The sequence below is a fragment of the Halalkalibacillus sediminis genome (assembly GCF_002844535.1).
Taxonomy (GTDB): domain Bacteria; phylum Bacillota; class Bacilli; order Bacillales; family Alkalibacillaceae; genus Halalkalibacillus_A; species Halalkalibacillus_A sediminis.
This window is the reverse complement of the sequence record NZ_PJNH01000001.1, coordinates 456,428-475,552: the sequence shown is the minus strand read 5'-3', so window position 1 is coordinate 475,552 and position 19,125 is coordinate 456,428. Positions and strand designations below refer to the sequence as shown.

Below are 19,125 nucleotides of genomic sequence, written 5' to 3'. Positions count from 1 at the left end.
TTTGCAAGCACCTCTCGTCATTTCCGTAAGCGTGTGTATTTAACACCAAAAATAAATATATCATATGGCAGTTGCTAAGACAAGTAAAAAAGTTGTTTTTATTGATTAAATTTAACAATTAATTCTACTTCTGTTTTTCCGCGATCAAGCTGCTTTGCAATCGATTCAACAGTATGTCCAGAATTATATAGTTGGAGAACCATACTTTGAAAGGAAGGCTGTTCAATTTTGTCTTCAACAGCTAATTGATCTGGCTGATATTTATGCTCATTTGATGGATGATTAACAGCTGGTTTTGGCAATTCTTCTTCTGCCAAATACTCATTAGTCTGGATTTCTGACTCTTCTTTCTGTTTTCCTTTATTCAAAGAATGCTCTGTATGTTTTCGATTAACTGAAGACTCACCATTAACAGACTTGATTTGCTCGGTGAATTTCTTATTCTCATCTTTGATTTCTAATAGATAAGAACTGAAAATGTCTTCGACTTCTTGAGTTCTTTTATCAAATTGCCTTTCACCTTCTGATAAGGCCTGAACCTTCTGATATAGCCAAAAAATCGCTATAAAAGAAACACCATGGAGCACTAGGCTGAATATTACTAATATATTTCCCATAATTAACCCTACTTTATCCAGAGTAATCGATGTGTTTACCGAGAAAAGGGTGATCAACTATTTCCTCTTCTTCTTTAGTCTTTCGTTTATTTTGAGAAGTCTCCAAGGTTTCTTTACCTTCCTCCTCATGGATATTCACATCGTCTTTTTCATTTGTCTCTAATACTGACTTCCGCTTGGCTTCAAGTTGTTTCAATTGAGCTTGCGCCAATTGATCTTGGGTTAATTGACCTCTTTGTTGCAGTTGATCCTGTAGTTGACCCGCATCTTGTGTTCTCGGAAGAGCGACTTGCATTTCTACACCTTTCCAACTCATGAAATGACATCCCTTCAGTTATTATAAAGGTGATACTGTAAAATCATTGTCACGAAAGACGATTGAAACATATTTTTGCTCTTTGTTGAACGATCTCGAATATTTACCCGATATAACTTGGACATTAGGATAAATGATTCCGGTAGCAGATAATTTCAAAACTTCTAATTGATCGTCATCTGTCAAATACTGATTTAGCTCTTCTTCTAGCTCTTTCAATTTAGCTTCTGCAATCTCTAATGAATTACGTTGTCTTAAATAGGTGATTCTCTCTTTACTTGTTAAATCTCGTGCGAGTTTGATTTTTTCTAGGCTCTCGCCTATTGTAGTTAATTTATTAACCTGATCTTTTAGTTCCTCAATTTCATTTGTAAGTGCTGACCTGATTTCTAACACCTTTTTATTCTCTCCAAGATAAATAAACGTTTTGGTATTCATACGATTACCCACATCTTTACCTTGAACCCTTTTGCCAGCAGAAGTTGAGCCACCAATCACATTCCCTCTCTGACAATAAACGATTTCTCTAGCAATGACTTCACTATGTAATATCGAATTTTCCACCATCAAATTTCGCCCGGCCTCAACATTACCTTGATTGATATTGCCGACTTGGATATCTACTCCTGCTTTGATGAATCCTTTACCCTGGGCAGAAACACCTTCACGGATAAAGATTGAACTGCCAGCTTCTAGGTTCGCAGCTTCAACCAAACCATAGATTGTAATGTCCCCACGAGCCTTCAAGTTGAAACCATTTGGTACATCACCTTTTATGACGATCGAGCCATTAAAATCAATATTTCCAATCTTCATATCTAGAGAGTCATTAACTTCGTAAATAGGTAGAACAAGAATCTTTTTTTCTGTTAAAGATACCTGGCCACTATTCGTTGAATAGATGGTCGAGGAGTCATTATCCAATTTGGTATTTTCCCCAGCTTTCAAAGAAACGACTTTACCAGGCTTAGCAGGGATAGGTTCATTATGTATATTGGTTCCATCTTCACCTTTTGTAGGGGCTATAAATGACACCAAACGGTCACCGGGTTCAACAGTAGGGATTTTCATCATTTCTTTGAAGTCTATTTGTTCATCTTCTTTTATGGTGACTTTTGTATTCAAGTTTACATGATATTCAATATCACCGTCTAATCCACTTTGAGGAAGAACTCCTTCAGCAATAACCTTTGGATAATCTCCTTCATGCAATTTCTCAATGACATCATCAACTACCTCGTCCTTAATTCCAAATATAATTTCATGCTCATTAAGGAATGCAATGAATTTTTCCCTATCTATATTTTGCTTCAGTTCATCTAAGGTATCATCAACTTCAGCCTCAAGAAACTTTGAAGTGTGAACATCAATAGTACATTCTAATTTATCTTTGCTTATAACGACATGAAAAAATTGATTCAGATCCATTCGTTTCACCTCAACCTCGTCCAAAAAACCTTCTAAGTAAGTACCACTTCATTTAAAAAACCCTTCAGCTTGGCAATCGATCGACTATGAATTTGTGAAATTCGGGAGGTTGATAGCTGCATTACTTCACCAATTTCAGTCAGTGTTAACTCTTCTTTATAAAACAAGCTGAGAACCAGTTGTTCTTTTTCATTCAATTTTTCTATCATTTTTACAAGCTCAGTTATGTTTTCTTTTTTCTCCATCAATTGATGAGGAGTCTCTTCCTTTTCGTCAGGAATCGAGTTTCTCAGACTGTCTCTTTGGTCGTCCTCAGAGTCATTAGATTTCTCTTCAATTGACAGTAAATTAGCGAATAAAGTATCTTTCATTATTTCAGATACTTCTTCTTCATTCATGTTTGCTTCCTTAGCAATTTCTGGAACAGTAGGTGCACGGCCAAGTTTCTGTTCCATCTCTTCATATTTATGTTCAATTAATTTCGATTTATCTCTTATGGACCGAGGGAGCCAATCTTCTTTACGCAAACCATCTATAATAGCCCCTTTGATCCTAAAAGATGCATATGTATCAAACTTCAATTCTCTATTTGTGTCAAACTTTTCCAGTGCATCGACAAGCCCCATGAAAGCCATACTTTTAACGTCTTGGCGATCCACATTTTTTGGGAGGTGAGCAGAAATCCTACTCACTTGATAATCGACTAATGGCATATAATGTTGTACTAATTTATTGCCTGCTTCTTGGTCATTGGACTCCTGCCATTCTTTCCACCATGAAGCAAGTTCTGAAGGAGCTTGTTTCATTTTTTAACCCCCGAGCTATCGTTCTTGTTGTTTAGAATCATTCATCATCTGGCGTATAGCCTCTGCCGTTTCTCTCGCTTGCTCTTCACTTACATCATCACTAGATTCTTCATCATTTCCATCGACTTTTTCTCTACTAACACTACTAGAATGGTCCACTATGCCAGATGAGGTATCGTTCTTTTTATCAGTTAGAATAAATTGTGCTAACATTCGGAACATATATACGATTAAATAGATTATAACAAAAGTTGCCAATGCTCTCAATATAGCAAATAGAGGGCTCATTGAGAGAATGGACAATATAAAAACATATACGCTGAAAAAGGAAGCTATTAATATGTTCCACCAGAAATTACCTACCATTAGATATAAGTCACACCTTCATGAACTGTACGAATCTTCAACCGGCTATCTTCCGGAGAAAACTCGATTGTTCTACCTTTATTCCCACCTACATCCGATGAAATAATCGGTATTTTGTAGTCAGTGAGTATCTGTTGCACCGCCTCTACATTCCTTGGACCAATTCTCATCATTTCGTTACTACTCGTAATATTGAACATTTGAGCTCCACCAGCTATTTTAGCTTTCAGCCCCCTATTATTCGCCCCATGATCTTTCAGCATATTCAACATCTTATCAATACCTGTATCAGCAAACTTTCCTGGTTTGAAATCTTTTGTTCTTGATAGTGATGAATCTGGAAGCATTAGATGAATCAACCCTGCAATTTGTCTTCTTTCATCATATAATACAACACCTACACATGATCCAAGCCCTGATGTGATAATCGTCTGAGGTGCTTTCACTAAATTTAGATCGGCAATACCAACCTTGATGAGTTCTGCAATATTACTCATGATCATTAACTCCTAATGCCTTGAAAATAGTTGTAAAAGCGTCCGGGTCAGGTAAGAGGAAGAAATGACCTCTTATATCACTTTTGGTTCCTTCCACATCATGGAGTAAGGTTTCGATCATGATTACTTGATCAGACACCATCGAAGTTTGCAGTAATCCTTGGGAGAGCATAGCACCCACCATGTCTATAGATACAGTCGGAACCGATTGATAAACATTAAGTTGAGTGAAATCTGATAATGCACGAAGATATGATCCCGTGAGTATATTTCCAAGTTCTACAAAAGCAGAAACAGCAATTTCGTTGTCACCCTCATCTAAAATAGACGAACCAGGTTCTCCAATCAGTAATGAGACGAATTGATCAGCATCTTCAGGGTCTAAAACAAAAAACATACTCCCCGAAGTTGCACCCATCATCTGAACAAATACAGCTGCCTGAACATCTTCACTGCCCCCAGCTTGTTCCATCATTTCATCAAAAGAGACAATGTTTACGACAGGTACACTCATTTCGACTTTTTTATCAAGTAAATTAGATAGTGAAGTCGCAGCATTTCCCGCCCCTATATTTCCGATTTCTTTAAGAATGTCTAAATGAATATGGTTCAACTCATTGAATTCGCCCATTAGCTAACCCCTTTAATACGGAACTTATGATTTTTCTACAGTTGATAAATCACTGATTTCATCATTTGATAATACTTTATCGAGGTTGAGCAAGATCAATAATCGTTGATTGATTTTAGCTACACCACGAATGTAGTCGACATTTACTGAACCCACTACCTCAGGTGGTGGCTCGATGTCACTTTCAGCCACATCGACGACATCATTTGCTCCATCAACAATCATTCCTACATCTTTGTCATCGATGGAGACTATAATAATTCTTGTACTTTCAGAATATGTTGATTCTTCTATACCGAATCGCTCTCTTAAGTCTATGATCGGTGTAACGACTCCTCTTAAGTTGATAACACCTTTAACAAACTTAGGAGCTCGTGGAACGCGAGTGATATCTTGCATTCTTTCGATTGAACCCACATATTCTACTGGAACCCCGTATTCTTCGTCTTTCAGTCGAAAAACAATCACTTTTACATCATTCACAACTTCTACACTCATCTTCCACTTCCCCCTTATTTGATTAGAGCATTACTATCAATTATCAAAGCGACTTGACCATTCCCAAGTATTGTTGCACCGGAAATCGCAAAAATATCATTCAAATAATTCCCTAAACCTTTTAACACTATTTCTTGTTGTCCTATGAATGAATCTACAACTAAACCGGCCATCTTATCGCCTTTTCTTACGATAACTACCGAATAATGTTGACTGTCATCATCTAACGTATTCACTTCGAACACTTCTGAAAGGTGTACAAGTGGAACGATGCTTCCCCTAAAATCAATGACCTCTTTATTGTGGGCTTTCATAACCTCTTCTTTTTTAATAACAGCTGTTTCAATAATAGATGATAATGGCACAGCATAAATCTCTTCCTCAACTACAACCAGCATGACAGATATAATTGATAGAGTCAGAGGGAGCTGAATAGAGAATGTGGTTCCTACGCCATACTCGGAATCGATACTGATCGAACCACCCAAAGATTCAATCGTATTTTTCACTACATCTAACCCAACACCTCTGCCAGAAATATCAGAGATTTGATCCGCAGTGGAAAAACCGCTTGCCATGATTAATTCGTTTACTTGATTTTGGCTCATTCCATCAGCCTGTTCGTCTGTAACCACGCCATTTGAAATAGCTTTTTCTAATACTTTCTCACGATTGATTCCTTGACCGTTATCTTTGATTTCCACGAATACATGGTTACCACTATGGTAAGCCTTCAGTAATAAGTTTCCTGTTTCACTTTTACCATTCTTCTTGCGTTCCTCCGGCATTTCAATCCCGTGATCAATAGCGTTTCGGATCAAGTGAACGAGTGGGTCTCCGATTTCATCTATAACTGTTCGATCTAGCTCAGTCTCCGCACCCTCGATTTCAAGCTCTATGTCTTTACCGAGGTCTCTAGCAAGTTGACGAACCATTCTTGGAAACCGGTTGAAAACTTGATCGATTGGAACCATGCGCATAGTAAGGATGATATTCTGTAAATCTCCTGAGATTCTTGACATGTGCTCTACTGTACCTTTTAGGTCGTTATGATCTAATTCCTGAGAAATTTGTTCTAAACGTCCACGATCAATAACTAATTCTTCGAAAAGGTTCATTAATACATCTAATCGCTCAATATTTACACGAATGGTTTTATTTGAAACAGCTTGCTTTTTTTGAGGTTCATTTGTTTCATCTTTCGATTGAGTACTTTTCTTTTTTTGTTTGGATTGTACTTTAGAGTCATCTATTGATTTCTCATCTGGCTCATTTGAAGCATCCAAATCAAAGAGTGAAACAGATACTTCGTTGATTTCTGAAACTTTTTTCACCTTTGCTTCGATTTCTTCTGGAGACTCTTTCGTGATATAGACGACTTCAAAACTCTCATCAAAATTTTCATCTTCCAACTCTTCGACAGTGGGTAGTGATTTTATCACCTCTCCGTCCTGTCCCAGAACTTCAAAGACCATATAAACTCGTGCAGCTTTAAGTAGACAATCATCTTGTAAAGATATTTTGATATGGAAAATATGTTGTTGATCAGCCTTTGCTTGTTTCAAAACTGTTTGCTCAAATTGATCGAAGGAAAGGGTAGACCCGTTTTTAGTACTGCCGCTTTCTGGTTTTGATTCAGTTCCAGTTGAAAGTGATTCACCAGCTTCAATTAACTGCAAATTATGTACGATTGAACTGACATCTTTACTACCCTCGCCACCACCAGCAATATCCATGATCATTTCTTCTAAATACTCTACAGATTCAAGCAATACATCAAGCATTTCAGCAGATACGTTTATCTGTTCATTTCTGACTGCATCTAAGACATTCTCAAGTTTATGAGTCAGATCGGCCAAATCTTCGTAGCCCATTGTTGCTGACATTCCCTTAAGTGTGTGTGCAGAACGAAAAATTTCATTTACAATACTAAGATCTGCAGGTTCCTTTTCTAATTCCAAAAGTTTATCGTTCACTACCTGTAAATTCTCTTTACTTTCATCAATAAATACCTCTAAATACTGAGTTGTATCCAAAGTAAGCCCCCCTTACGGATTTACAATTTCGTTTAAAGTTTCTGTCATTTGCTCTATAGAAGAAATATAGTCTGCGCCTACATGCTCAATGATTGACCTTGGCATCCCGAAAATTGTTGCGCTTTTGTTTGATTCAGCAACAATTAGTGTTGAAGGATCTGCACTTTTCAATTTCTTGGCACCTTCAGTACCGTCATTTCCCATCCCAGTCAATACCAACAAGACCTTATTTGTGTTTTTTATTTCTGCTAATGACTGAAACAAGTAATTCACGGATGGTTTGTGTCCCATAAATGATGGAGTTCGATCATCGACACTTAGGGTTAATGAAGTTTTTGATGAATCGACTGTCAGATGAGTTCCTCCCGGAGCTATATAAACTGTTCCAGGTTTTAGGACATCCCCGTGTTCAGCCTCTTTCACCTTTACATCCGACAATTTATCCAAGCGATCTGCTAACGATTTTGTAAATCTTGGAGGCATATGTTGAGCAATAACGATAGGAGCCGGAAAATCTTTCGGTAATTCTCTTAAGACCATTTGTAAGGCTCTTGGGCCACCTGTGGAGACTCCAATTGCCACGATTGATTTTTTATATAGAAGTGATTTTTTCAATTTTCTAAGATTGTCTTGTGAATGAACCGTGTCTTTTCTTTTAGGTAACACTGTAAAATTTGATGACGCTGCCGAAGCAACCTTCTGTACAATATCCTCTGCAACCTTATCTATATCCAGTGAAATAGCGCCAGAAGGCTTAGAGATAAAATCAATAGCTCCCAATTCTAGTGCTCGAATCGTGGAGTCAGCTCCTGCTTGGGTCAAACTTGATAACATGATTACAGGGGTAGGGTACTCTTCCATGATAGATTCCAATGCAGTTAATCCATCCATTACCGGCATCTCAATATCTAAGGTGACCACATCAGGTTTCAACTTATGAACCTTTTCAATGCCTATTTTGCCATTTCTAGCTGTATCAATGACTTCTAAACCTTCAGCTTGGTTGATCATATCTGAAATCATTTTTCTCATGAAGGCCGAATCATCTATGACTAATACTCGGGTGTTAGACAAATCAATCTACCTTTCTATTAAAAATACTCTTGAATTTAGAAACAAAACCACCTGAGGACTCTGCTGGTTCATCATTCCTTTTCACTAGGTAATCCAAGACCATCTTTCCCATCGTTTTACTTAATTTGGATCTACTGTTGTGGATATAGAAAGGCGTCTGATTTTTAACCGCTTCAGTCATCGCTGAATCATCTGGGAGACTTCCGAGTAAATTCAATTGATATCCTAAGAACTTTTCAACTACTGTATGTAACCTGTTAAACACAAGATCTGCTTCATCCTTATTAGCAACTCGATTGACCAATAGAGATATATTAGCTTTAGGTTGTTCTGCAAGTAAATGTTTCATAGCTGCATAGGCATCTGTAATCGAAGTAGGTTCTGTAGTAGAAACTACAAAGCACTCATCGGTCATAGCTAAAAACATGAGATGTTCTTCACTCATACCTGCACCTAAGTCAAAAATAATATAGTCATAAGCTTCGCTTACCACTGATAACTGCTCAGTAAAATAATCAAGTTGTTCTTCGCTTAAATGGAAGAAATCAGAGAGAGCAGTACCACCAGAGATATAGGACAAATTGCTTGGCCCTTTCTCTATAATATCAGAGATATCTAAATTACTCTGCAACATGGTTGCTAATGATTGCTTTGGATACAAGCCAAGTAGAATATCAATATTCCCCATACCTATATCCAAATCAAAGATAAGCACTTTCTTCCCTTGCTTTGCCAAACCAATCGAAAAATTAAGCGCAAAATTAGACTTACCAACTCCGCCTTTACCACTGAAAATCCCAATCGTATGGGCTTCATCGGTGTTATCCTCAACCTTCATTCTTTTTCGCAACTCATGGGCTTGGTCCATCACCACTTATGTTCACCTACTAACATATCTACCACTAAGTCACTTGTAGCCTTTTTAAAATCATCAGGTACGTTTTGACCATGTGTAATATATGAGATTTCAAAGCTATATTCACTCCACAAATTATAAATCGATCCGAATTGAGATGTTTCATCAGCTTTTGTGAATATTACTTTATTTATCGGCAAGTCTGAGAACTTTTGATAGATTTGTTGCAAATCTTTTTCTTTAGAAGTTAGTGAGAGAACACAAAACAATTGATCGTCATCGGTAAAATCAATCAATTCTTTTACTTGATCGATATATTCTTTTTTATGATAATTTCTTCCTGCAGAATCGACGAGTACCATATCAAAGTCTTTAAACTTTTCTTTAGCAGCCTTTAAATCCTCCTGATTGTAAGCAACTTCGATTGGGACATTCAGAATCTTTGCATATGTTTTCAGTTGTTCAATCGCTGCAATTCTATAAGTGTCAAGGGTTATGAACGCAACTCGCTTACCTTCATTTATAGAAGCTGTTGCAGCCAATTTTGCCAAGGTCGTCGTTTTACCAACACCTGTGGGACCGAAAAGATAAACATGTTTGGAGTCTCCAATTTGCATAGAGGAAAAGCTATCATTCATTTGATTCGATAAATACTTCTTAACAGATTCCATCAAGTCTTCTTCATTCAACATTTCTTCGCTACTGTAGTATTGCTGTAAAAGATCATTCACTATTTCATCCACAAGGTTCTGCTTTATTTCTTGGTTAAGCAATTGCTGTTGAATATTCAGAATGGGTGCTGGAAGAAACGAGTTGTCTTTCTTCACCGAATCAACTCTTTCACTCAACCTTCTGATTTCAGCTAAAAGATCTTCCTCATTTTTACGAAACGGTTCAGAAGGTTGGTGTCGTTTGTCCACTTTGTATTGATCCTGCGACAGTTCTGACCCCTTGTTTCTTTTCTGTACTGGGTTAGGGTCAGTAGCGGCGATCACTTCTATTTGTTTCTTCTGAAACATACCTAACAGACCTTTTGATTTCTTTTCTCTTGAATCAAGGATGACCGCAGTTTGACCTAATTCTCGACGCACTGTTTTCATTGCTTCAGGCATTGTTGGTGCTGTGAATTTTTTTACCTTCATGATACGTTCACCACCCCAGCGCTCTCTACTTCTAAATCTGGTTCTAATTCGTTGTATGATAACACGACGACATCTGGTAAGAATCTACCGATTAACTGTTTTAAGTACATCCTTACTGCAGGAGAACAAAGTACAACAGGTGAGCCTTCTTGGACAAATGATTGATTTACTTGCTGCTGTACCGCTTCAATTATTCTTTGCTGAGTTTCAGGATCCATGGAAATATAATTACCGTGTTCTGTTTGCTGGACATGATCTGCAATCTTCTTTTCCACTTGTGGCGATACCGTAATAACTTTCATATCATAATTTTCACTTGCGTATTGTTTCGTGATTTGCGCAGATAAAGCTTGTCTACAATATTCAGCAAGTAAATCTGTATCGTTTGTCATCTTCCCGTAATCAGCTAAGGTTTCAAATATGATTGGCATATTCCTTATTGACACTTGTTCATCTAGAAGCTTACCTAGGATTTTCTGTACTTCTCCAACCGCTAATGGATCAGGAGTTACTTCGTCTACTAAAATAGGATAACTTTCCTTCAAGTGATCGATAAGTTGTTGCGTTTCCTGTCGTCCTAGCAATTTACTAGCCTGTTTTTTGATGACTTCTGTAATATGAGTAGAAACGACAGATGGTGGATCTACTACTGTATAGCCGGAGAGTTCTGCTTCATCTTTCATCTCTTCGCTAACCCATTTAGCTGGTAAGCCGAAAGCAGGTTCAATTGTTTCAATTCCATCAATTGAATCATCTTCTATTCCAGGGCTCATAGCCAAATAATGATTCATATATAATTCACCTTTAGCTACTTCATTTCCTTTGATTTTCAGTTGATATTCATTCGGGTTCAGTTGAATGTTATCTCGTATTCTAACAACAGGTATCACTACTCCGAGCTCGAGTGCTAGTTGTCTACGGATCATAACAATACGATCCAATAAATCCCCACCTTGATTCGCGTCTGCGATTGGAATTAATGCATACCCAAACTCGAACTCTATCGGATCCATGTTTAATAGCTGAACAACATTTTCCGGAGAGGTAATCTCTTTCGATTCATCAGCTTCCTCTTCAAATTGTTCCTGAATATCTTCCTGTTTTTGTTGTGCACGGTTGATATAAAATCCTCCAAACGCTAGTAATGCAGCTATAGTTGTAGTCAAACCAAAATTAATTGGAGTGAAACCTAAGAAGAATACAGTTCCGGCCGCTATATATAGCAATTTAGGATAACGGAATAGTTGCGTCGTCACATCATGTGATAGATTTCCTTCTGCAGCTACTCTAGTTACAATAATACCTGTAGCCGTAGCTATCAAAAGAGCAGGTATTTGTGATACAAGACCATCACCAACAGTTAAACGTAAAAATACATCTACAGTTTCACTGAAAGATAACCCGAACTGAGTCATTCCGATAATAAAACCAAAGATGATATTAACTAAGACAATGACTATACCTGCAATCGCATCACCTTTAACGAATTTGCTGGCACCATCCATTGCCCCATAAAAATCTGCTTCATTTTCAATTTTTTCACGACGTTCTTTAGCTTGCTGTTCAGTAATCATGCCTGCGTTCAGATCAGCATCGATACTCATCTGTTTACCTGGCATCGCATCTAAAGTGAAACGAGCAGCAACCTCAGATACACGTTCAGCACCTTTTGTAATAACGATGAACTGGATAATTACGAGAATTAAGAATATAACGAAACCGACGAAAGGATTCCCACCGGTTACGAAATTACCAAAGGTTTCGATTACACCTCCAGCTTCAGCTTCAGAAAGTATAGATCTCGTTGTTGACACATTCAATCCTAATCGAAACAATGTTAAAAGTAATAATAGAGAAGGAAAAATAGCAAAGTCCAAGGGTTCTTGCGTGTTCATCGTAACCAAGATAACAATCAACGCTAGAGAGATGTTGATCAGGATTAAAAAGCTCAGTAAACCACCTGGAAGTGGAATTACGAGCATCACGATTATTAGAATAACTCCTATTAATACGGTTAGGTCCTTAGCTGACATACTTTATACTCCTCTGTTCTTGCTTATACTTTCTTCTCTAAACTGTAAACATACGCTAAAACTTCAGCAACTGCTTGGAAAAATTCTTCTGGGATATCGTCGCCAATTTCTGCGGAATCATATAAACCTCGCGCTAGTGGACGATTCTCAATACGCATAACTCCATTTGCATTAGCTACTTCTCTTATTTTAAATGCAATATAATCTACGCCTTTAGCGACAATATAAGGAGCCTCTGAACGATCCTCATCATATTTCAAAGCAATTGAATAATGTGTCGGGTTAGTTATGACGACATCAGCACTCGGTACCTCACTCATCATTCGCTGCTGAGCCATTTGTCTTTGGCGTTCTTTCATTCTTGACTTAATTAGCGGATCGCCTTCAATGTTTTTGTTCTCATCTTTGACATCCTGTTTAGACATTTTAATATTCTTTTCATAATCATAACGTTGATAGACATAGTCAGGTATCGCTAAAAACATTAAAATTAAAGATGTGGAAATTCCCATCAATATGGTGAGTTGACCAAAGAAAGCTACAGATGAGCTCAAATTCTTCATTGAAAGCATCATCATTTCGTCTTTATTCCACCAGATTAAACCGAAACATACAGCTCCAATCGCGATAATCTTAAATAATGACTTCAAAAACTCTACTAATGCTCTAGCTGAAAAAATTCTTTTGAAGCCCTTGATCGGGTCAATTTTCTTAAGATCGAATTTAAGTGGTTCACCTGTAAATAGGAAGCCTATTTGCATATAGGTCGCTGCAAAAGCGGCCAGTAACGCTACCGCCATTATTGGAGCAACAATCTTAACTGCTTCAATCGTCATCTCGAAGAGTACACGTTCCACATTAAATGCAGTTAGATCCCAATGAATGAATTCCGTAAAACTATATGTATAAATTCCTGTTAAAGTTTCACCCATGAAGCTGCCGAACACCATCAGGAAAATAAAAACAAAAAACAACATGAGAGCAGTTACAATGTCTTGACTTTTAGCGACTTGCCCCTTTTTTCTAGAGTCTTCTCTTTTTTTAGGAGTCGCTCTCTCGGTTTTCTCTTGGCCTTGATTGAAAAATTGTAAGTCCAACCGTAGCAAATCCATATTAAGCGCCTCCCATTACCCGAAGTAAGTCCCTCATAGACATGAACATCAACTCAAACAGATTTGTCAAAAGTATTGAAAAAAGACCGAACGACACAAACAGTGCTAGAAAACTCACTAAAATTTTCAGTGGCAAACCTACCACAAATACGTTAACTTGCGGGACTGCTCTAGCGATCATACCCAAAGCTACATCTACTAGAAACAATGTACCTACAATAGGAATAGACATCTGAAAAGCGATGATGAACATTGCACTGAATGTTTGAATGGCATATGTAGGAAATGATTCATCCCCGATTGGAATATAATCTGTAAAACCAATATATTCATAACTGAAAAAAATTCCATCCAACAATAAATGATGTGCGTTTGTCGCTACAAGAAAAAGAAGCGTGAATGTATAAAAATACTGACCAACAATCGGACTCTGCACACCAGTTTGTGGGTCCACGATGTTTGCTATGGCAAAACCCATTTGGAAATCAATGAAACCACCTGCAATTTGTACAGCTGATATAATTATATAGGCAACCAATCCCAAGAAAAGACCCACAGTCAATTCCTTCAAAAATAGAATGAAAAATTCTCCATTTAAGATGAACAAAGGCACGTCTACCGCAAAATACATGACCCACGCTAAGGTGATAACCAAGCCAACTCTATGCATCATTGGAATTGTTCGGTAAGCGAAAAACGGAACCAACATGAAAAATCCAGCTATCCTAGCAACGATGAGGAAAAACCCCGGTAAACGGGCATAATCGATAAGTTCCAGCATGCTAACTCGCTACTTGGCTGATGCTATTAAAAATATTGATAGTAAATTCAATCATTCTTTGCAACATCCAAGGGCCAAGAAAGACAATCCCAATAAAAACAGCAACTATTTTCGGGATAAATGCTAGAGTTTGTTCTTGAATCTGAGTTGTTGCCTGAAAAATACTAACTGAAAGTCCTACTCCTAAGGCTAGAATCAGTAACGGCCCAACAACTATCAAAATCGTATATACGCCTCTTTCGGCTAGTGAAATGACCATATCTGGACTCATTATGTACCCCTACTTCCTATGAAAAACTCTCTAAAACTGAATGCGTAATCAAGTACCATCCATCCACGATAACAAACAACAGAATCTTAAATGGTAATGAAATCATTACAGGAGGTAGCATCATCATCCCCATTGACATAAGAACACTTGCAACCGCCATATCTATTACTAGAAATGGTATAAATATCATAAATCCCATTTGGAAGGCTGTTTTCAACTCACTGATCGCAAAAGCTGGTATTAATGAAGATAGTGGAATATCTTCTAGTGTTTCAGGTCGTTCTGCTCCTGAGTACTCAAGAAACAAATTCAGGTCTTTTTGTCTTGTATGTTTAGACATGAACTCTTTGAATGGCATACTAGCTTCATCATAGGCTTCATCAATTGTAATTTCCTCTTCGAAAAGTGGCTGTAGAGCCTCTTCATTTACTTCGTTGAAGGTTGGTGCCATGATAAAAAATGTCAAGAACAACGCAAGTCCGATGAGTACCTGGTTGGGTGGCATTTGCTGTGTCGCTAGTGATGTTCTTACGAAAGAAAGGACAATTACTATTCGCGTAAAACTAGTCATTAATATCAAAATACTAGGAGCTAATGTAAGTACCGTCAGTAAAATTAATAATTGAACCGCTGTTGATATACTCTCTGGATCATTTTCAGAAAAGAGGTTTACAAAATCAGACATCTGAATCCTCATCTCGATTTCGATTTCGTTTCATTACTCGATCCCTCGCATTTTTCATCGATTGAAGTTCCATTTTGAATTGACGGTTCGTTTCCTGCTCCTGGTAAGGGTTTTTCTGACGGTTTTGCAAGCTTTTTAACAAGCTTTGGAAACTAGAACTCCCTGGGCTAGGAGGTTGTTCTTTAGTTAATTCATCGATCGTTTCAGGATCATCTATCGGTGTTAATAAATTCACATTATCACCAACACCTACCACGAAATATTGGTTCCCGATCCGCACCACTTGAACTGATTTGTTCGAACCGAGGGCAATTCCCCCTAAGTTTTCAAGTGATTTTGATTGTTGATAAAGTCTGTTCCTTTTTTGTAAGAATTTTAATAGAAAATAAATAAGACCAAGAACTAACGCTAATGCAGCTATCATTTTGACAAAGTCTAAAAAGAGCGATTGGTTTGAATCTGCAATTGCCTGTTCATTTTCATCTTCTTCGGTACCTAAATTGGTCCCCTCGTTCTCACTAGTAGAATCCTCTTCGGTCGATTCTTCAGGTGACTCCCCACCGTCTTCCATACATTCTTCCACTGAAGAACCATCTTCACATTCAGCAGATGTTGAAATTGGGAGCACCATTAAAGTTGATAATAAAGCTAAAAATATTAATAAGTGTTTCATAAGACTCATTCCTTGAGTTCTAACGTTAGTTTAATGCTTTCTTTATTGCTTCTAACACACGGTCAGCTTGGAAAGGTTTGACGATGAAATCCTTAGCACCCGCTTGAATGGCATCGATTACCATCGCTTGTTGTCCCATAGCAGAACACATGATAATTTTCGCTGAAGGATCATCACCCAAAATTTCTTTTAAAGCAGTGATACCATCTTTTTCAGGCATTGTAATGTCTAATGTCATCAAATCTGGTTTGAGCTCATGATACTTATCAACCGCTTCTTGGCCATTTTCTGCCTCGCCAACTACTTCAAAATCATTCTTTTCTAAAATATCTTTAATCATCATTCTCATAAAAGCTGCGTCGTCTACAATCAAAATTCTTTCACCCATAAATATTCCCCCTAATTTATCTCAGTTTTTTTAGTCTTTCAGATTGAGTCAATATGTCTGTTACTCTGACTCCAAAGTTCTCTTCAATTACTACAACTTCCCCTTTAGCGATCAACTTGTTGTTAACCAAAATATCAACAGGCTCACCAGCTAATTTATCAAGCTCCACAATCGACCCTGCACTCATGTCCAATATATCTTTGATGGTTCTACGAGTGCGTCCTAACTCCACAGATACATCTAAAGGAATATCCATCAGTAGGTCTAAGTTACGTTTCTCATGACTTTCAAGTGCATTGTCTTCATTAAAATCAGAGAATTGGGCTGATTCTACCTCGCTCGACCCTGATCTACCTGATCCCCCGATTTGTTGTGGTCTGCGTGTATCTTTAGTTTGACCTTGGTTAGAAGTCTGCTGAGTCGACTGCTCTACTGGCTCAGACTTTTTCTTTTGTTGAGAAGGTTGAGTATCATTTTGACTTTTCTGAGTCGAAGCATCTTCTTCCTCATCAGCATTGAGCAATTCGTCTACAAAATCCTTTGCAAAATGTACCGGAAGCAGTTGCATAATGCTTGAATCAATCAATGTACCAACTTTCAAATCAAATGATACTTTTACGAATAAACTTTCATTTGGGACATACTCAGTCCCCTCACCAGCTGGAACATCGAGCAACATGGTTTTGGGTGGTGAAATATCTATCCTTTTATTAAATATTGATGACATACTCGTCGCTGCAGATCCCATCATTTGATTCATAGCTTCTTGAACCGCACTTAATTGAATTTCACCCAAATCCTCATTTGGTGAAGTACCATCCCCACCAAGCATAAGGTCAGCAATAATTGCAGCGTCCTTATTTCTGATTATAAATAAATTTGAGCCTTCAAACCCCTCAGTATAGTGAACAAAAACAGCAACATGAGGCGTCGGAAATTCGTCTTCAAGATCTTCGTTACTGACCATAGAGACAGTAGGAGTTGTAATTTCAACCTTTTGATTCAACAACGTAGAAAGTGCTGTTGCAGAACTACCAAAAGAAATGTTGCCTAACTCACCGATAGCATCTACTTCAATAGAAGAAAGATGATCTTCAATAAGGGGATCAGAACCATTTGATTCCACTTGGTCTTGTACCTTATCTTCACTGTTGTTAGGTTCATCACTTCCAGATGACTGTTCACCATTCAGTAAAGCATCAATTTCTTCCTGTGATAACATATCATCGTTTTTATTCATCGTCTTCCCCCCTGATTTCATCAAGTATTTGTACTGCTAGTTTGTTACGCTTCTTTCCGGGTTGCACGTGGAATTTTGGTTCATCATTCACATACAATTTGAGTGGATCATCAATCTTCTGATCCAATGAAATAACGTCATCTAACCCTAAGTTAAGAAACTCTTCAATAGATATTGATGTTTCACCAAGCACTGCTTTGGAATCAACATTGACGTGATTTAAATTTTTAGTAAGATTATGATAATCTTCTGGTTTAGCCTTAGAAGATTCATTTTGCATCCAGTAGTGTACCGATAGTTTAGAGATGATAGGTTCGAGTAACATATGTGGAATACAGATATTAATCATCCCTGAGCTCTCACCAATAGTAGTATTTAGTGAAATTACTACCACTGTTTCATTGGGTGATACCATTTGTATGAACTGTGGGTTAACTTCGAACTCCTCTAAAATGGCATCCACTTCAACCATCGAACCCCAGGCCTCTTCAAGGCTTTCCATCGCTCTTTCAAATGTCCGAGACATAATCTTAGTCTCTATTTCAGTCAGGTTTTCTACCTTGTTCATACTCGCCCCTCTACCACCTAAGGTTCTGTCAAGCATGGCATACGCAACATTCGGATTGACTTCGAATAGCAGCCGACCTTCAAGTGGTGCGAGTGAAAAGATATTCAAAATTGTACGCTTAGGAATTGAACGGACAAACTCTTCAAAAGGCACCTGATCTACTGAAGCAACTGAAATGGTGACATAGGACCGCAACTGAGCTGAAAAGAAAGAAGTCAGTAACCGAGCAAAGTTTTCATGAATCCTAGTCAAACCTCGAATCTGGTCTTTTGAAAACCTCAAGGCCCTTTTGAAGTCATAGTCTCTGACCTTTTGCTCAACCTCTTCCTGTTTCAGTTCCTCAGCGTCCATTTCTCCACTGGAGATAGCCGATAATAGGGCGTCTATTTCATTTTGGGATAACACATCTTCTGACATTTCTTCACCTCCGTGATGGAGTCAACTAATGATTATTGCAGTACTTTATCTACTGTATAAACATCAGTAACCGTGCCTTCTTCTAATAATTGATTCAGTTCAAGCTTAATATTTTCTTCTACATTATTGAGTCCAGACCTAAAATCTTCTTCCTCTAAAACCGTCAATTCTTTAATGATGGCATTGTTCAGTTGAAAAGCTTCGCCCTTTTGGAGATGTTCGTGAGCTTTCTCTCCATCTGTAACCACTCTGAATTGAATTCTTACATAATTGCCATCAGACAAATCAGTGGTTATTTCTTCTGTTACAAAAGAGCTTTCCACCATATCGTCCAGAGTACGTTCACCCGGGCTACCTTCTGCTGTGTCGCCATATAATAAAATGATGATTGCAATGACTCCAATAATAGTGAGGCTGATTAAAACACTTAACATGATTTTGATTGGTTTACTCATCTTCATCAACTACCTTCGCCTGCAAATCGGTAAATCCTATTTGCTTATAATAATCAGTGGATCTCTGTATGATTTCATCGATCGACTCACTGACAAAATACTTCTTACCATTTGAAAGAGTTATAGTCGTATCTGGTAATGCCTGAACTTTTTCAATGTAAAGAGCATTGAGGACAAACTCTTCTTTATTTAATCTAGTAACTTGGATCATATGTATTAGGGGCTGGTAGTTGAA

23 protein-coding genes are annotated in these 19,125 nt (G+C 37.8%); all 23 read right to left on the bottom strand.

Translation table 11 applies throughout. From position 1 onward, the window contains the following. Positions 1-98 precede the first annotated feature (98 nt). From CEY16_RS02510 to CEY16_RS02400, 23 genes are read right to left on the bottom strand one after another with little or no spacing between them, the layout of a single operon-like run. Positions 99-617, bottom strand: coding sequence for a DUF6115 domain-containing protein (locus CEY16_RS02510; protein ID WP_101330391.1), 519 nt, complete (start codon positions 615-617; stop codon positions 99-101). 13 nt (positions 618-630) lie between these two features. Further along, positions 631-933 carry a hypothetical protein gene (locus tag CEY16_RS02505; protein ID WP_101330390.1) on the bottom strand — a complete coding sequence of 101 codons (303 nt, stop codon included), beginning with the start codon at positions 931-933 and terminating at the stop codon, positions 631-633. 21 nt (positions 934-954) lie between these two features. Continuing rightward, the gene (locus CEY16_RS02500) at positions 955-2,361 is read right to left on the bottom strand and encodes a DUF342 domain-containing protein (protein WP_101330389.1); all 1,407 of its coding nucleotides are present in this window, start codon (positions 2,359-2,361) and stop codon (positions 955-957) included. Between the two features lie 32 nt (positions 2,362-2,393). After that, the gene (locus tag CEY16_RS02495) at positions 2,394-3,167 is read right to left on the bottom strand and encodes a FliA/WhiG family RNA polymerase sigma factor (protein WP_101330388.1); all 774 of its coding nucleotides are present in this window, start codon (positions 3,165-3,167) and stop codon (positions 2,394-2,396) included. A gap of 15 nt (positions 3,168-3,182) precedes the next feature. Next, positions 3,183-3,533, bottom strand: coding sequence for a hypothetical protein (locus CEY16_RS02490; protein WP_101330387.1), 351 nt, complete (start codon positions 3,531-3,533; stop codon positions 3,183-3,185). Next, on the bottom strand, positions 3,533-4,030 hold the full coding sequence (locus CEY16_RS02485) for a chemotaxis protein CheD (protein ID WP_274379925.1): 498 nt from the start codon (positions 4,028-4,030) through the stop codon (positions 3,533-3,535). The genes CEY16_RS02490 and CEY16_RS02485 overlap by 1 nt, the downstream gene beginning before the upstream one ends. Then, positions 4,023-4,661 carry a chemotaxis protein CheC gene (locus CEY16_RS02480; RefSeq protein WP_101330385.1) on the bottom strand — a complete coding sequence of 213 codons (639 nt, stop codon included), beginning with the start codon at positions 4,659-4,661 and terminating at the stop codon, positions 4,023-4,025. The genes CEY16_RS02485 and CEY16_RS02480 overlap by 8 nt, the downstream gene beginning before the upstream one ends. A gap of 24 nt (positions 4,662-4,685) precedes the next feature. After that, positions 4,686-5,159, bottom strand: a complete 474-nt coding sequence (locus CEY16_RS02475; RefSeq protein ID WP_101330384.1) for a chemotaxis protein CheW — start codon at positions 5,157-5,159, stop codon at positions 4,686-4,688. A gap of 14 nt (positions 5,160-5,173) precedes the next feature. Further along, complete coding sequence (locus CEY16_RS02470) at positions 5,174-7,195, bottom strand: chemotaxis protein CheA (protein ID WP_101330383.1); 2,022 nt, start codon at positions 7,193-7,195, stop codon at positions 5,174-5,176. Between the two features lie 12 nt (positions 7,196-7,207). Further along, a complete protein-coding gene (locus CEY16_RS02465) occupies positions 7,208-8,269 on the bottom strand; it encodes a protein-glutamate methylesterase/protein-glutamine glutaminase (RefSeq protein WP_101330382.1) in 1,062 nt (353 codons plus the stop codon). Position 8,270: 1 nt separating this feature from the next. After that, positions 8,271-9,137, bottom strand: a complete 867-nt coding sequence (locus CEY16_RS02460) for a MinD/ParA family protein (protein WP_238378772.1) — start codon at positions 9,135-9,137, stop codon at positions 8,271-8,273. Next, a complete protein-coding gene (flhF, locus tag CEY16_RS02455; protein WP_101330381.1) occupies positions 9,137-10,267 on the bottom strand; it encodes a flagellar biosynthesis GTPase FlhF in 1,131 nt (376 codons plus the stop codon). Before flhF ends, CEY16_RS02460 begins: the two co-directional genes overlap by 1 nt. Beyond that, complete coding sequence (gene flhA / locus CEY16_RS02450; protein ID WP_101330380.1) at positions 10,264-12,300, bottom strand: flagellar biosynthesis protein FlhA; 2,037 nt, start codon at positions 12,298-12,300, stop codon at positions 10,264-10,266. The genes flhF and flhA overlap by 4 nt, the downstream gene beginning before the upstream one ends. A gap of 23 nt (positions 12,301-12,323) precedes the next feature. After that, positions 12,324-13,412, bottom strand: a complete 1,089-nt coding sequence (flhB, locus tag CEY16_RS02445; RefSeq protein ID WP_101330379.1) for a flagellar biosynthesis protein FlhB — start codon at positions 13,410-13,412, stop codon at positions 12,324-12,326. Between the two features lies 1 nt (position 13,413). Continuing rightward, positions 13,414-14,193 carry a flagellar biosynthetic protein FliR gene (fliR, locus tag CEY16_RS02440; protein WP_101330378.1) on the bottom strand — a complete coding sequence of 260 codons (780 nt, stop codon included), beginning with the start codon at positions 14,191-14,193 and terminating at the stop codon, positions 13,414-13,416. 1 nt (position 14,194) lies between these two features. Further along, on the bottom strand, positions 14,195-14,464 hold the full coding sequence (gene fliQ / locus CEY16_RS02435; RefSeq protein WP_101330377.1) for a flagellar biosynthesis protein FliQ: 270 nt from the start codon (positions 14,462-14,464) through the stop codon (positions 14,195-14,197). 16 nt (positions 14,465-14,480) lie between these two features. Continuing rightward, positions 14,481-15,149, bottom strand: a complete 669-nt coding sequence (gene fliP / locus CEY16_RS02430; protein ID WP_101330376.1) for a flagellar type III secretion system pore protein FliP — start codon at positions 15,147-15,149, stop codon at positions 14,481-14,483. Continuing rightward, the gene (fliO, locus tag CEY16_RS02425) at positions 15,142-15,822 is read right to left on the bottom strand and encodes a flagellar biosynthetic protein FliO (RefSeq protein WP_162297826.1); all 681 of its coding nucleotides are present in this window, start codon (positions 15,820-15,822) and stop codon (positions 15,142-15,144) included. The genes fliP and fliO overlap by 8 nt, the downstream gene beginning before the upstream one ends. 25 nt (positions 15,823-15,847) lie before the next feature. After that, a complete protein-coding gene (locus tag CEY16_RS02420; protein WP_101330374.1) occupies positions 15,848-16,210 on the bottom strand; it encodes a response regulator in 363 nt (120 codons plus the stop codon). 16 nt (positions 16,211-16,226) lie between these two features. Further along, entirely contained in the window at positions 16,227-17,450 is a 1,224-nt protein-coding gene (fliY, locus tag CEY16_RS02415; RefSeq protein WP_101330373.1) for a flagellar motor switch phosphatase FliY, read from the bottom strand. Further along, positions 17,443-18,435 (bottom strand): flagellar motor switch protein FliM, encoded by a 993-nt coding sequence (gene fliM / locus CEY16_RS02410; protein ID WP_101330372.1) that lies wholly within the window; start codon positions 18,433-18,435, stop codon positions 17,443-17,445. The genes fliY and fliM overlap by 8 nt, the downstream gene beginning before the upstream one ends. A gap of 32 nt (positions 18,436-18,467) precedes the next feature. Further along, entirely contained in the window at positions 18,468-18,890 is a 423-nt protein-coding gene (locus tag CEY16_RS02405) for a flagellar basal body-associated FliL family protein (RefSeq protein WP_101330371.1), read from the bottom strand. Beyond that, positions 18,883-19,101, bottom strand: coding sequence for a flagellar FlbD family protein (locus CEY16_RS02400; protein ID WP_101330370.1), 219 nt, complete (start codon positions 19,099-19,101; stop codon positions 18,883-18,885). Before CEY16_RS02400 ends, CEY16_RS02405 begins: the two co-directional genes overlap by 8 nt. Between the last annotated feature and the right edge of the window lie 24 nt (positions 19,102-19,125).